Raw genomic sequence first — 13,723 nt, 5'->3', positions numbered from 1 at the left:
CTAGTAAAGAGCTTGATAAACTTGCCAGAAAAGTTATCTCTTATCCACAAAGAAAAGCTAGTCAAGGATATTAAATGATGTATTAAACTATTTGAATAAAAAAACAAAAATATCTGATTTAAATAAGGGGATTAAAATGAAAATGCTTAAATTACAAATATTATGTGGTTGCATATTATTATTTCCATTAATCTGTAATGCATCTAATCTTAACTCTAATTCTATGACTCCCGAAGGTGTAAATCGTACCTTTATAGAAAACTATAAGGATATGGTTTTAGCTCATTGTGTAGCCAAAGCTTATAAAGATGATGAGAATGCAGCTAGAGATGCAGGAAGTAGTGAAAGTGCATTATTCGAATGGACGTATTTTGATCTTGAGAAAAGTCCAAGAGCTGTAATAAAAATAGTTAATACATATCTTTCGCGTAATTATTTTAACCCGCTGGCCGAAGCAGAGGTAAGAGGTAAAAGGTATCAAATTTGATTTTTTGAAATGTTTAGACCTTTATCACAGTAAAGAGCTTGATGCTCTTGCAAGAAAAATGATTTCACATCCACAAGACAAGGTAAAAAATAATTGGCTTAAGCTAAAGTAAAAAATAAAAATTTAATTTTCTGATTACAGCGAAAAAGAAAAGCAAGTTAAGGATATGATATTAAATTTGATATATAGAATATTTGAATAAAAAATATCTGATTTGAATAATGGGGATTAAAATGGTAAAAGCGAAATTAAAAATTTTGTATAGCTGTTGTTTATTATTTTCAACTTTAATATGTGATGCATCAGATATACCAAGGCATATTTATCACGTAATTATTTTAATCCAATAGTGGAGGCACAAGTAAAAGGTGTAAAATTTGATTTCCTTATGCAATAATAAAATTTAACATAATATATATTATGCGAAATTAAATCTGTTTAAAGCTTCGTTCAATAATACTTGGCTAATTCAATCATAGTTTTAAATTACTGATGATATTTTTATCGTAAAATACAAATTTATTGAGGCTTTATATCTAACATCTGTTTCTTGCTTCTAATAATGAATGTGTAAGTAAGAATTGATATTTCTGGAATAATTATGCAAAAAAAACTATTACTGGTAGACGGTTCATCTTATTTATATCGAGCATTTCATGCTCTTGCGCCATTAACCAGTCCAACAGGTATGCCAACAGGGGCTTTATATGGCGTACTAAATATGTTACGGCGTTTGCGCTTAGATACACCACATGATTATGCTTGTTGTATATTTGATGCTAAAGGCGAAAATTTTCGCCATCAGCTTTATCCTGAATATAAAGCTAATCGTCCGCCTATGCCAGAAGAACTTAGACCACAAGCTGAAGCGTTACCAGAATTAGTGAAATTAATGGGCTGGCCGGTCTTATCTGTCAAAGGTGTTGAGGCAGATGATGTAATTGGTACTTTAGCTCATTCAGCAGAACAAGACGGTTATCAGGTTATTATTTCTACTGGTGATAAAGACATGGCTCAGCTGGTTAACAGCCAAATTACGCTTGTTAATACCATGAACAATGAAAAACTTGATATAGAAGGTGTAATTAATAAATTTGGCGTAAAACCACACCAGATAATAGACTATCTTAGTCTGATTGGTGATAAAGTCGATAATGTACCCGGTGTGGAAAAATGTGGTCCTAAAACTGCGGTAAAATGGCTGCAGGAATATGGTTCATTACAAAATATTATTGAACATGCTAATGAAATTAAAGGTAAAGTTGGTGAAAATCTCAGAATTACATCATCAAAATTACCCCTGTCCTATCAATTAATTACTATCAAAACTGATGTAGATTTACGTCATGAGTTACCGCACGGAATTGAAGATTTACAGCGAAAAACTCCAAATTGGACAGAATTAATTTCACAATTCAAGCAACTTGGTTTCAAAAGCTGGTTAAAAGAAGCACAAAATCATTGTCACGAGAATACGAATGAAACTTCTCAGCCTGCTAATGAGCTGTTTAGTGATATTGAAACCGATGATGATAATACTGATACTAAAATTATAGAAAATACAGCAGAAACTGAACAAATCCGAAATATACCCAAAAACTATTCAGCTATTACCACAATTGAACAATTAAATAAATTACAACAACAATTAGACAACGCTAAAGTTATTGCTCTGGATACAGAAACAGATAGCCTGGATGCGATGAATGCGCATCTTGTCGGTATCAGTATCGCTCTAGAGCCAGGAATAGCATTTTATATACCTGTCGGACACAGCCCGGCAGTAATTAGTGAGCAATTACCTATTGAAACTGTGCTTGCTACACTGAAACCTTATCTGGAAGCAGATATACCCGAAAAAATTGGTCAAAATATTAAATATGATCAACATGTTCTGGCTAACTATAAGATTAATTTACAGGGAATTACCGGTGACTCAATGCTGGCTTCTTATATAATTGAAAGCCATTTAGGCCATAGTCTTGATGAATTGGCACTTCGTCATCTGAACTGGCAAACTATTCATTATGAAGATTTATGTGGCAAAGGAGCAAAACAAATCAGTTTTGCTGATGTCGGACTTGAAGATGCCGTTAATTACGCAGCAGAAGATGCGGATGTTTGTTTTCGCCTTGAAATTTTACTAAGAAAACAGATGGATACAGCGCAACTTGAGTTGTATCGTAATCTCGAAATCCCTGTAGAGAACATACTTTATAATATGGAGCGCAGCGGAGTGCTAATAGATCGTCAGGAACTGGCTCAGCAAAGCCATGAACTTGGTACTGAATTGGTTCGACTCGAAGAACAGGCATATCAACTGGCAGGACAGCCTTTTAATTTAAACTCACCCAAACAGCTTCAGTCTATTCTGTTTGAAAAAATGGGAATTCCTACTTCCGGCCTGAAAAAAACTTCATCCGGAGGTATTTCTACCAATGAAACCGTGCTGGAAAAGCTTGCAGCAGATTATCCCCTACCCAAGCTTATTTTACAAACACGTAGTCTGGCTAAATTAAAATCCACTTATACAGATAAATTACCGCAACTAATTAATCCGAATACCGGTCGTGTACATACTACCTATGCTCAGGCTGTCGCTATTACAGGTCGTCTGGCCAGTAATAATCCAAATTTACAGAATATTCCGGTACGTACTGAAGAAGGACGGCGTATTCGTAAAAGTTTTATCGCCCCACCCGACCAGTTTATTGTTTCTGCGGATTACTCTCAGATTGAGCTAAGGATTATGGCTCATCTTTCTAATGATTCTACCTTAATTGATGCCTTTCAGCATGATGAGGACATTCATAAGCGTACCGCAGCAGAAATTTTTGCGACAAATCAGGAACAAATAACCTCAGAACAACGCCGTTATGCTAAAACCATTAACTTTGGTTTAATCTATGGTATGAGTGAATATGGCCTGGCCAAATCATTAGGAATTGAATTGCAGGCTGCGCAACACTTTATATCACGTTACTTTAACAGATATCCGGGTGTACACGAATATATGGAAAAAACTAAAGAACAAGCATTACAGCATGGGTATGTAGAAACCTTATTCGGACGTCGTCTTTATCTGCCTGGTTTAAAAAGCACAAATGCTAACGAACGCGCCGGAGCATTCAGAGCTGCGATAAATGCTCCGATGCAAGGGACGGCATCTGATTTAATTAAACGAGCCATGATTGCTGTATATAAATGGCTTGATCAGGAAAAAATGCAAACCAAATTGATTATGCAGGTACATGATGAGCTGGTATTACAGGTACCTGAATATGAGTTGTCATCTGTACAAACACATTTGCCTCAATTAATGGCAAATGTGGCTAAATTAAAAGTTCCATTAATTGCTGATGTCGGATACGGGCATAACTGGGATGAAGCTCATTAATTGAATACTCTGTTTGAAATACCTGAATTAATAATAAAAGGTAGTCTGAAATTTATCAGGCTACCTTTTTAAAAATTAACAATAAAAACTATTTTTTTATGACAGAATATATCATAATATTAACATATTAATTAAATTCCAAATAAATAATTTATTTTATTTCAGCTAATTGTGTACGCATAGCAGAAATCTGCTTAGAATAATCGTTATGACCAAAAATTGCAGAACCTGCAACAAATGTGTCAGCTCCTGCTGCTGCTATCTGAGCAATATTATCAATTTTTATTCCGCCATCCACTTCTAACCGGATAGATCTTTTACTTTCACGAATATATTCATCAATTATTGCCCTAACCTTACGAATTTTTTTCAGCGTGGAAGGAATAAAGCTCTGCCCGCCAAAACCAGGATTAACCGACATCAGTAATATGACATCTACTTTATCTAATATTTCTTCCAATACACTTATTGGTGTAGACGGATTTAATACTACCCCTGCCTGACACTCGGCAGTTTTTATCAGATTTAAGCTTCTATCTACATGCTTACTTGCTTCGGGGTGAAAAGTAATAATATCCGCACCGGCTTTTGCAAAAGCATTAATCATCTCATCAACTGGTTCTACCATTAAATGCACATCAATGGGAACAGAAGCATATGGTTTTATTGCCTGACAAACCATAGGACCAAAGGTTAGATTTGGCACATAATGATTATCCATAACATCAAAGTGAATCCAGTCTGCTCCACTGTTAATTACGGAAGCAATTTCATTACCCAGACAGGCAAGATCTGCAGATAAGATACTAGGGGCAATATAATAATCCGGTTTCGTTAACTTATTCATATTAAAATATTATCTATAATAAATTATATTATTTACGCAAGTTTACTACCATTATATGTGTTTGACTGCTATTGAAGTATACTCATAATAACTGATAGAAATCAAAGGGAGAACAAAATGATATTTTCATACTGGCAAAAAATAGCCCGCTATTGTGCCGGTTTTGTCTTATTAACATTTACTTTTTCTACTTTTGCCTCGGGTCAGATTAATTGTGACTTACGCAAGCTTGAATTAACTCAAATGCAAAAAACAAGGCTTAGGCTTATCAGAATGCAGTACAAACGAAATCAGGACACTAATTTACAGCATACCGCAAACAATAAACGTAAAAGTGAGCAATTAACACAGATCCTGATGAAACCAAAATTTGATGAAACTGAAGCCAAACGCTATGTGTTGAACTATTATATGCCTCGTATACAACAAGATATAGATGAATTAAAAGTACAATATGAGTTTTTGCAAGTTTTAAATCAGCAGCAAAGACAGAACTGGATTAATAATTGTTTGCGTTAAAACTATCAAATTAGTACTTAATAGAAAAACTATTTGAATTAAATATTATTTTAAATAAATCAATTATATGAATTCAGATTTAACTTAATAGTGTTTCATAATATAAATGCTTATTGCCTGCTACACAAAGAATTTTGAGATGGATCTGTAATACTTTTTACAGATTTTGTATTACAAATGTAAGTACTAGAGCCATTACTCATCCAAACTGATTTTTTTAAATGAACACCATTTTTGGGTTCTGCATATAAATGAAAATTTGTGCAATCATCAGTTGTATTACATATACTTCCGATTTCATATTTTTTGTCTACATTACCATTTTTGGTCAGTTGATTTTTTATTGATAAATCAAGATCATTTTTTAGTAAATTTCTATTAAATAGTTTTAGTTTTGTTTGTGCTACATCCTGATTGATATTGGCCAGTGTAGTGGTAGCATCTGTTAAATCTGCTTTCTCAATATAGCTACTATAAACCGGTATAGCTAAGGCAGCCAAAATCCCTATAATTGCAATTACCACCATCAGCTCAATCAAAGTAAAACCATTTTGATATTTTTTCATGCATTTTTCCAAATATAAATCTTTATATTAATAATCATATAAAGCGGCTTGAATAGTTTCTTCAATAATACTTGAAGTTGAAGCATTTTGTCCCCAGCCTTTTGCAGTAATTCGAAATATATAATACCCTACTCCCGCTTTAGTATCAGGTCCTAAATATTCAATTACATAACGGTACTCGGCCTTTTTATCTGGATTATCCGGATATTTGAATGATGGATCACTACCTTCTATATCTGTAAATACATTAGACCGTTTCCAAACATCCTTTAAATCAGTACAGGATTCAACTGTAGCTATTTTGCTTTTTACTTTTGCCGGATCTATTCCTTTTGCTGCACATAATCCTTCTTTGCAATTACATTTAAATTCCTGTGTTGTCTTTAAACCAGGCCATTCTCTAATTTTCTTTTCAGCATCAGCCAGACCAAGCTGTGCGTTTTGAAATGCAAGCTGATGATCACTATCATTAGCGCTGGTTCGCGTATCCATCGATGTACTTTGCATAGTTACTACTACAAGAAAAGCAATAACTATCATCATAATCAGCACCAAAAATAATGCAAAACCAGACTGCCTGGATTGTAAGGTTTTATTTTTAATTTTCATGTCTGCAACGATTTCCAGAGTAATTGGTCTATAAAATTAAATTTTGCTACTTACACAAACTTCACCTTGTCGTACAGAGGCATTAATTTCATAATTGATAGTTGTATTATCATTTGTTCCATTAGGTCTTACTGTCAGGGTTACTCCAATTAAAACAGGTGGCTTTTCATACTTGAAATCAAGATCAGTTGTACGTGTTACATTGGCTTTCAAAGGCGGAGATGATGTGCTGCTGGCAGCACTGGCAGCACTGGCAGCACTGGGGCAATCATTTACAGTATGATTATCATAATCAAAATGATAATTTACAGCAGTGACATTTCTCACTATCAATTGTGGGGCGCTAAATGTTTTATTAGAATAATTTACTCGATAAAATCCCGGATCAGGATCAAATGTTGTGGTTCCGACTATATAAACTGCACCGCTTATGTCTTTATCATCTATATTAGTATCACATTCCGAAGACAAAATACTATTGACTAACTTATCACTTACATAAGTTAACACTAAAGGCTTGCTGCCTGTTACCGGTATTACAGCAATACTAGAAGATGCGGTTGGTAACTCAGTTGATAAAAACTGTTTATTTTTCCCGCTAAATGCATTTTCGAATATAGAGTTTAATTGAGATGTCGATGGAGGATTCATACAACTAAAATCAGCTAACTGCCGCATATCACTACGAATTACATTTGCTGCATTACGCACATCTTGTTCATAGCTGATACGTGTTTTAACCTGTTCTTTTAATTTATACGTTGTTAAAAATGTAGAGCTGGCAGCCATTAAAACAATTATGCTGATTGCAGATGCCACCATCAGTTCGACCAGACTGAATCCTTCCTGCCGGCGTGGAATTTGTCTTAAATTAGTGATTTTAACTATTTTCATTATTGGATCAATCTTTGTATTTTTGTCTGTTGTGTTCATGACTGACCTGCTGTCAGGGAATACGAAAATAGATTTTTATTATTTAAATTGTTATCATCATTGTTATCATCATCCTTATTAAGAATCTGCCCCCACCAGGTTACAGTAATCTGACCATCTTTAATTACACAGCTTTTTACCTTAGCATTTGTTAAATTAATATTGAGGAGAGCTGAACAATTTTTATTGTTAAAATCTGAAAAATCCTTTTTTAAAGTAAATATCTTATTTTTTTGCGCATCTTCTGTTACTTCTAAAGAAATTTTTGGTTGAGAATTCATCAGTTCAATGTAATTTTGTACTGCTCTGGTTACCTCTCCCTGATTCGCTGCATTTACAGATGTATGAACTGCAGTGATCTGAGCCAGCATTAATGCAAGTACACCAAATGACAAGACAAACATGGCCACAATAGCTTCAATGATTGTAGATCCATTCTGACGCTGAAATTTATTTGATGAATATAATATCCTGACTGAAATATACCGGCACATATACTTATCCATATAATTCCTTGATATACTCTATTTTAGGCTTGCACTACAAAGTGTAGAAGCAGAAACAGAACCATTTTTAGAATTACCATAACATACTATTGGTCTGCCGCTAGGTGAAATAACAATGCGACGTCTAATATCTTCGTAATCGGCATCAAATATTTCTATAGCTACATTGGAAGTCCCTATTGTCCATTTAGTAGAATCAGCACCATAACCTAGACCGAATTGTCCATTCGGCATAAATGCAAGCATATTTGAATCTGTGATTTCATCGGTACAATTATTTGTATTATTTTTACATACTCCCCAGTTAAGTTTTACTTTGATTTTATTTGTGTTCTGATTTATCGCAACAGTTCGCACAGGTGTATCAGTGCTTGTAAATGTTCCATCTAGATCGTTATCATTAAATGCAAGAAAGCCTCCCCATCCGGTACCATCGGCATATTTCTCAAATTCACTACATACATTAGTTGTACCTGTACCATTTCTGATTACAGTAGGACAAATTAATACGGGTTTGTTGGTACGAATAGCTTCAGCTCTTGCAAACTGAAACATTGCAAGCATCTGATCTGCTCGGTTATTTGTCCTGTGTGATGCAACCAATCTGTTCATAGCCGGTAATGCTATTGCAGCCAGTATGGCAGTAATAGCAATGACAATTAACAGTTCAAATAAAGTAAAACCAGCATTTGTTGGTTTAGATAAAGCCATTTTCTAACCTTAATTCTAATAAGCCGGACACAAGTTAATATACACTTATTTTAAATTAATTTTACATCAAAACATATGATTTAGACTACTAATATAATAAATAAGTGACTTTTATTCATCAAAATAACCATCAGGCATGGCCGCATTATCAAATTTTGTAAACTGCCCTTGAAAGGTAAGATGAACTTTTCCGGTCGGACCATTACGGTGTTTACCAATAATACATTCTGCCAATCCTTTAAACTGACTGTCTGGATGATAGTACTCATCACGATACATAAACATAATAAGATCAGCATCCTGTTCGATAGCTCCGGATTCACGTAAATCTGACATCATAGGTCGTTTATCGGTACGTTGCTCCACCGTACGGGATAGTTGTGACAAAGCAATTATGGGAACCTGAAGTTCTTTAGCCAATGATTTTAAAGATCGTGAAATCTCACCCAGCTCAGAAGCCCGATTATCTGAGCGGCCAGAACCAGACATTAATTGCAGATAATCCAGCACAATTAATCCCAGTTTACCGCCTTGCTGACGTGCCAGTCTGCGAGCGCGGGCACGCACTTCCAATGCTGTTAATCCGGGAGTTTCATCAATAAACATTGGGGCTTCTGTGAGCTTGACTACTGCATCATTGAGTTTACCCCAATGCTCATCCTGCAATTGTCCGGTTTTCAGAACACTCTGATCGACACGGCCTACTGAACCAAGCATTCGCAATACCAGTTGAGCACCACCCATTTCCATTGAAAAAACAGCTACCGGTAATTTTTCTGCAATAGCGACATGCTCTGCAATATTTAGTGAAAAAGCTGTTTTACCCATAGATGGGCGGCCTGCAACAATAATCAGGTCTCCCGGTTGCAGACCTGATGTCTTTTTATCAAGATCAATAAAACCGGTTGAAACACCAGTTACATCGTTTTTGTTATCACGCGAGTACAAGTAGTCAATTCGTGCCACAACTTCTTTCAGCAGTACCGGCATTGTCAGGAAACCCTGTTTTGATCGTGCAGTTGATTCAGCAATCTGAAAAACGCTGTTTTCAGCTTCATCCAGCATTTGTGCAGCATCTTTTCCCTGAGGATTATAAGCCGAACGGGCAATTTGCGTTCCTACTTGAGCCAGCTGGCGCATTATGGAACGTTCACGAACGATTTCTCCATAACGCCGTATATTTGCTGCTGAAGGGGTATTTTGTGCCAGTGTTATTAAATATTCCAGACCACCGGCCGTTTCAAGCTCTTCTCTCTTTTGCAGCTCTTCCTGTACTGTTATCACATCCGCCGGACGTGAGAGCTCTACTAATGCTTTAATTGCTCTGAATATAAGGCGATGCTCATGACGATAGAAGTCGTCTTCATCAATTAAATCTGCAATTCTGTCCCATGCACTGTTTTCGAGCATCAGCCCGCCTAAAACCGACTGTTCTGCTTCCATCGAATGCGGCGGCATAGCTAACTGATTTGTTTCTTCTGCACTGATATCGTTTTCTTCCATGTCTTCTGACTTTTTTAACAACTTTTTTAATTTTACCATTAAGTGACTGCTTATTTGCGGGTAATAAGGGCTGTGTATTACAATATTAACGAACCATATAATGGTTTAAAGTGAGTTAAATGTTCTATATATTTGCAAATATATCTTATATAACTCTACATCGAGCTCACTGCAAAAAACGCAATACTCACTCTATCAGAAGGAATCGCAACCATGGAACATAAATTACCAGTACTACCATACTCCCTTGATGCTCTGGCACCACATATTTCAAAAGAAACAATGGAATATCATTATGGCAAACATCATCAGACCTATATCACCAATATGAATAATCAAATTAAGGGAACAGAGTTTGAGAATATGCCTTTGGAAGAAATTGTCAGAAAATCTTCGGGCGGGTTATTTAATAATGCAGCTCAAACATGGAATCATACATTTTACTGGTTTGGCTTTACACCTAAAGGTGCGGCATTAACTGAAAATGGTGCTCTGGCAAACGCTATCAATGCGAAATGGGGCAATTTTAATGCATTCAAAGAAGCGTTCGATAAAGTTGCTGCTGGTACTTTCGGTTCAGGCTGGGCCTGGCTGGTAAAAACACCAGACGGTAATCTTGATCTGGTTTCTACAAGTAATGCAGCCACACCACTGACCACTGACAACACTCCTTTACTGACATGCGATGTCTGGGAACATGCATATTATATTGACTATCGCAACAGCCGTCCGAATTACTTAAGTAATTTCTGGGAAATCGTTAACTGGAATGAAGTAGAAAAACGCTTTGCAGCATAAGCTATAATTCACGGCACATAATTAAAACTGCCTTTTGTCTAAAGGCAGTTTCTTTATAACTGTACATCTGTTTCAGTTATTTTCTTTCGGCACATACCAGTAATTTTTAGTATTGTGTGTTTGCATATACTGTTTGAATTCTGCTGAGCTATAAGCTGATTTCACAGCCTGTGCCCATGCTTTTGGTGCATTATCGGCTCTTACCGCTACAACTAACTCAAATGAAGGAATAATATCTTCCTGTAACAGGGCAAGATCAGGGTTAATTTTGGCTGCGTATGCCCTGCTTCCCGGTATAACTGAATAATCAAAATCTGATAAAGTACGCGGAATATTACCCGGATCCAGCTCTGTGATATTCAATTCATAAGGATTTGTCTTGATATCATTTTTAGAGATCATTCCAGGATTGGTTGAAGGCTTAAGGGTAATCCAGCCAGCTTTTGCCAGCAGACGATAGGCTCGTGCAGCATTTGCCGGATCGTTTGGTACTGCAATAGCACTTCCCTTTTTTATTGCCTGCAAGTTTGTATGGCGTTTAGAATAAATTGCTGTTGGCACAGTAGGAATATGAGTTAAAGCAATCAGATTGGCTTTTTTATTCTGATTAAATGCATCCATATAAGCAGTATGCTGATCAACATTTACGTCAATACTGCCTTGCTGTAAAGCGATATCAGCCTGCATTAAATCAGAAAAATCAACTTGTTTAATTTGATATCCCTGTTTTTCCAGAATAGGTTTTACTGCATCAAGAAAAAGCTGGCTATAGGGGCCGGGTGAAGTGCCGACAATAATCTGTTTATTACTGGTTTTATCCTGCTGACAGGCTCCCAGTATCAGACAGGCAGTAATTAAAATAATAATTTGCTTAAAAAACTTCATGCTATTGGCTCCGATGATAGTCAATTTCATATTTTTAATTCACATAACAGCAAGTACGTTTTATTTATGTGAATTAAAGATTAATTGGCTTATGGAAAAAATATAATATAGCTGGGTAGTCTAATCATTGCATATGAATATTAAAAGACTGACTGCTTATAACCAAAGATAAGAAATTTATATACATGCAGACATTAAAAACGGCTTAAAATAAGCCGTTTTTAATAAATAAAAAGTTAATTTTTTTTGGCCTTAGCTGCGAGCCAGTTACCCAAGGTCTGAATAATTTGAACAATTAATACCAGAACGACAACTGTAACAATCATAATTACATAATCAAATCGCTGATATCCGTAATTAACAGCTAAATCACCGATGCCTCCGCCACCAACTGTACCAGACATAGCTGTAGCATCAATTAATCCGATAAGAGCTGTGGTTAAGGCCAGCAAAATAGAGGGCATAGCTTCAGGTAAAATAAAATAGCGAATAATCTGAAAATTGGTTGCGCCCATTGACTGAGCTGCTTCGATAATACCTGCCGGTACGCTTAATAAGGAATTTTCAATTAACCGGGCAATATAAGGCGAAACAAAAATAATCAACGGTATGATCATTGCCTTGGTACCAATAGATGTATGGATAGCAAGACTGGCTATCGGTAACACACAAATCAGCAAAATGATAAAAGGTAATGAGCGAATAATATTAATAATTATATTGAGTAAATTATATAGTATCGGCTTTGGCCATACGCCTCCCTGACGGGTAAGCAATAACAGTACACCTAAGGCTGTTCCCAGTATCGATCCCAGAACAAATGAGATACTGACCATATTAAAAGTTTGCAATATTGCCGTACCAAACTGGTCAGCAGTTAATGAGGTATCTAACCACTGATTCATACACCACCTCTTTCCACTCGAACGCCTCTGTCCTGCAAAAATGCCAACGCTTTTTCTACATCTGTCTCAATACCATTCATCTGGATAAACATACTTCCCAGCACTACTCCGCCTATTTCGCGCATATTGGCAAAAAGTATGTTAATTTCCACCAGTTGTTTTAAAATAAGCTCATTAACCACTGGTTCTCTGGCTGAATTACCTAAAAATTCCAACCTGAATATATTTTCCTGTTCAACCAGACTATCCAACACTGCTTCGGGTATTTTTGCATTGATTACTGTGCTGACAAATTTTTTCGTTGTCTCTTGCTGAGGGGCGGAAAAAATATCAAGTACAGTTCCTTTCTCAATTACCTGCCCCTTTTCCATCACCGCTACTTTATTACAAATGGAGCTAATCACTTCCATTTCATGAGTAACCAGTAAAATAGTGATATTGCGTTCGCTGTTAATTTGTTTTAATAGTTTCAGAATAGATAAAGTAGTCTGAGGGTCTAATGCGGAAGTAGCCTCATCACATAATAATATTGTTGGTTCTGTAATCAGAGCACGGGCAATCCCGACACGCTGTTTTTGACCACCGGATAACTGGCTGGGATAACTTTGCTTTTTACCTGCCAGATCAACATACGACAACATAGCATCGACTCTGTGCTCTATCTCATCACGTTTTAATCCCTGTAAAACTAATGGAATTGCAATATTCTGAGCAACCGTTTTAGATTCCAGTAAATTAAAATGCTGAAAAATCATGCCGATTTTTTTCTTATGCTCACGCTGAGCCTTGGTATCCAGTTTGTTTAAATCTACACCGTCAACAGTAACCGTACCGGATGTTGGTTTTTCCAGCTGGTTAACCAGACGAATTAAACTGCTTTTACCTGCGCCACTCCACCCAATCAGCCCATAGATATCACCTGTATCAACTGTAAGGTTAATATCATTCAGGGCATGAACCTGCTGTTTATTTTTGATATAAGTTTTTTTTATATTTTCAAATATGATCATAACGATCCTTAAATACTCGCTGCGATCTGATTTCCAATGATCCAGAT

At 36.1% G+C, this 13,723-nt stretch carries 15 protein-coding genes; 5 read left to right on the top strand and 10 right to left on the bottom strand.

Annotation, left to right across the window (positions count from 1 at the left end; translation table 11 throughout):
* Positions 1-91: 91 nt before the first annotated feature.
* The 3 genes from GYY70_RS02525 (at position 92) to polA (ending at position 3,884) form a co-directional block, all read left to right on the top strand.
* Entirely contained in the window at positions 92-487 is a 396-nt protein-coding gene (locus GYY70_RS02525; RefSeq protein WP_202984436.1) for a type VI secretion system amidase immunity protein Tai4, read from the top strand.
* A complete protein-coding gene (locus tag GYY70_RS12305; RefSeq protein WP_370521151.1) occupies positions 477-599 on the top strand; it encodes a T6SS amidase immunity protein Tai4 family protein in 123 nt (40 codons plus the stop codon). Before GYY70_RS02525 ends, GYY70_RS12305 begins: the two co-directional genes overlap by 11 nt.
* Before the next feature lie 489 nt (positions 600-1,088).
* A complete protein-coding gene (gene polA / locus GYY70_RS02520) occupies positions 1,089-3,884 on the top strand; it encodes a DNA polymerase I (RefSeq protein WP_174831195.1) in 2,796 nt (931 codons plus the stop codon).
* Between the two features lie 151 nt (positions 3,885-4,035).
* Here polA and rpe read toward each other — a convergent pair whose 3' ends face one another.
* Complete coding sequence (gene rpe, locus GYY70_RS02515; RefSeq protein WP_174831194.1) at positions 4,036-4,731, bottom strand: ribulose-phosphate 3-epimerase; 696 nt, start codon at positions 4,729-4,731, stop codon at positions 4,036-4,038.
* A gap of 117 nt (positions 4,732-4,848) precedes the next feature.
* On the opposite strand from rpe, the gene GYY70_RS02510 reads away from it, so the two are divergent.
* Positions 4,849-5,250, top strand: coding sequence for a Spy/CpxP family protein refolding chaperone (locus tag GYY70_RS02510; protein ID WP_037393265.1), 402 nt, complete (start codon positions 4,849-4,851; stop codon positions 5,248-5,250).
* Positions 5,251-5,360: 110 nt separating this feature from the next.
* On the opposite strand, the gene GYY70_RS12270 is transcribed toward GYY70_RS02510, so the two are convergent.
* The 6 genes from GYY70_RS12270 to dnaB form a co-directional block, all read right to left on the bottom strand.
* Positions 5,361-5,816: a prepilin-type N-terminal cleavage/methylation domain-containing protein gene (locus GYY70_RS12270; protein ID WP_174831193.1), complete on the bottom strand. Its 456-nt coding sequence runs from the start codon at positions 5,814-5,816 to the stop codon at positions 5,361-5,363.
* A 27-nt stretch (positions 5,817-5,843) separates the two neighbouring features.
* Positions 5,844-6,425, bottom strand: a complete 582-nt coding sequence (locus tag GYY70_RS02500) for a PilX N-terminal domain-containing pilus assembly protein (RefSeq protein ID WP_174831192.1) — start codon at positions 6,423-6,425, stop codon at positions 5,844-5,846.
* A 36-nt stretch (positions 6,426-6,461) separates the two neighbouring features.
* On the bottom strand, positions 6,462-7,358 hold the full coding sequence (locus GYY70_RS02495) for a PilW family protein (protein ID WP_174831191.1): 897 nt from the start codon (positions 7,356-7,358) through the stop codon (positions 6,462-6,464).
* Complete coding sequence (locus GYY70_RS02490; RefSeq protein ID WP_174831190.1) at positions 7,355-7,864, bottom strand: hypothetical protein; 510 nt, start codon at positions 7,862-7,864, stop codon at positions 7,355-7,357. The genes GYY70_RS02495 and GYY70_RS02490 overlap by 4 nt, the downstream gene beginning before the upstream one ends.
* A gap of 18 nt (positions 7,865-7,882) precedes the next feature.
* On the bottom strand, positions 7,883-8,575 hold the full coding sequence (locus tag GYY70_RS02485) for a GspH/FimT family pseudopilin (protein ID WP_174831189.1): 693 nt from the start codon (positions 8,573-8,575) through the stop codon (positions 7,883-7,885).
* 111 nt (positions 8,576-8,686) lie between these two features.
* The gene (gene dnaB / locus GYY70_RS02480; protein ID WP_174831646.1) at positions 8,687-10,078 is read right to left on the bottom strand and encodes a replicative DNA helicase; all 1,392 of its coding nucleotides are present in this window, start codon (positions 10,076-10,078) and stop codon (positions 8,687-8,689) included.
* Positions 10,079-10,291: 213 nt separating this feature from the next.
* Between dnaB and GYY70_RS02475 the strand changes: the two genes are divergently transcribed.
* On the top strand, positions 10,292-10,876 hold the full coding sequence (locus GYY70_RS02475; RefSeq protein ID WP_174831188.1) for a superoxide dismutase: 585 nt from the start codon (positions 10,292-10,294) through the stop codon (positions 10,874-10,876).
* A gap of 72 nt (positions 10,877-10,948) precedes the next feature.
* Here the strand turns inward: GYY70_RS02475 and GYY70_RS02470 are convergent, their stop codons facing one another.
* The 3 genes from GYY70_RS02470 to GYY70_RS02460 all read right to left on the bottom strand — a co-directional run bounded on the left by GYY70_RS02470 (position 10,949) and on the right by GYY70_RS02460 (position 13,676).
* Positions 10,949-11,761 carry a MetQ/NlpA family ABC transporter substrate-binding protein gene (locus GYY70_RS02470; RefSeq protein ID WP_174831186.1) on the bottom strand — a complete coding sequence of 271 codons (813 nt, stop codon included), beginning with the start codon at positions 11,759-11,761 and terminating at the stop codon, positions 10,949-10,951.
* 236 nt (positions 11,762-11,997) lie between these two features.
* Positions 11,998-12,666 carry a methionine ABC transporter permease gene (locus GYY70_RS02465; RefSeq protein WP_025330668.1) on the bottom strand — a complete coding sequence of 223 codons (669 nt, stop codon included), beginning with the start codon at positions 12,664-12,666 and terminating at the stop codon, positions 11,998-12,000.
* Positions 12,663-13,676 carry a methionine ABC transporter ATP-binding protein gene (locus GYY70_RS02460; protein ID WP_174831185.1) on the bottom strand — a complete coding sequence of 338 codons (1,014 nt, stop codon included), beginning with the start codon at positions 13,674-13,676 and terminating at the stop codon, positions 12,663-12,665. The genes GYY70_RS02465 and GYY70_RS02460 overlap by 4 nt, the downstream gene beginning before the upstream one ends.
* Between the last annotated feature and the right edge of the window lie 47 nt (positions 13,677-13,723).

The sequence above is a fragment of the Snodgrassella sp. ESL0324 genome (genome assembly GCF_013344955.1).
GTDB classification, from domain to species: Bacteria; Pseudomonadota; Gammaproteobacteria; order Burkholderiales; family Neisseriaceae; genus Snodgrassella; species Snodgrassella alvi.
Note: the sequence above shows the minus strand (reverse complement) of the source record. Positions and strands in the feature narration are given on the sequence as shown.

Bases quoted from the DNA above. Each gene is read 5' to 3' on its own strand.
- polA (WP_174831195.1), top strand. From the start codon at position 1,089: ATGCAAAAAAAACTATTACTGGTAGACGGTTCATCTTATTTATATCGA.
- rpe (WP_174831194.1), bottom strand. From the start codon at position 4,731: ATGAATAAGTTAACGAAACCGGATTATTATATTGCCCCTAGTATCTTA.
- GYY70_RS02510 (WP_037393265.1), top strand. From the start codon at position 4,849: ATGATATTTTCATACTGGCAAAAAATAGCCCGCTATTGTGCCGGTTTT.
- GYY70_RS12270 (WP_174831193.1), bottom strand. From the start codon at position 5,816: ATGAAAAAATATCAAAATGGTTTTACTTTGATTGAGCTGATGGTGGTA.
- GYY70_RS02500 (WP_174831192.1), bottom strand. From the start codon at position 6,425: ATGAAAATTAAAAATAAAACCTTACAATCCAGGCAGTCTGGTTTTGCA.
- GYY70_RS02495 (WP_174831191.1), bottom strand. From the start codon at position 7,358: ATGAACACAACAGACAAAAATACAAAGATTGATCCAATAATGAAAATA.
- GYY70_RS02490 (WP_174831190.1), bottom strand. From the start codon at position 7,864: ATGGATAAGTATATGTGCCGGTATATTTCAGTCAGGATATTATATTCA.
- GYY70_RS02485 (WP_174831189.1), bottom strand. From the start codon at position 8,575: ATGGCTTTATCTAAACCAACAAATGCTGGTTTTACTTTATTTGAACTG.
- dnaB (WP_174831646.1), bottom strand. From the start codon at position 10,078: ATGGAAGAAAACGATATCAGTGCAGAAGAAACAAATCAGTTAGCTATG.
- GYY70_RS02475 (WP_174831188.1), top strand. From the start codon at position 10,292: ATGGAACATAAATTACCAGTACTACCATACTCCCTTGATGCTCTGGCA.
- GYY70_RS02470 (WP_174831186.1), bottom strand. From the start codon at position 11,761: ATGAAGTTTTTTAAGCAAATTATTATTTTAATTACTGCCTGTCTGATA.
- GYY70_RS02465 (WP_025330668.1), bottom strand. From the start codon at position 12,666: ATGAATCAGTGGTTAGATACCTCATTAACTGCTGACCAGTTTGGTACG.
- GYY70_RS02460 (WP_174831185.1), bottom strand. From the start codon at position 13,676: ATGATCATATTTGAAAATATAAAAAAAACTTATATCAAAAATAAACAG.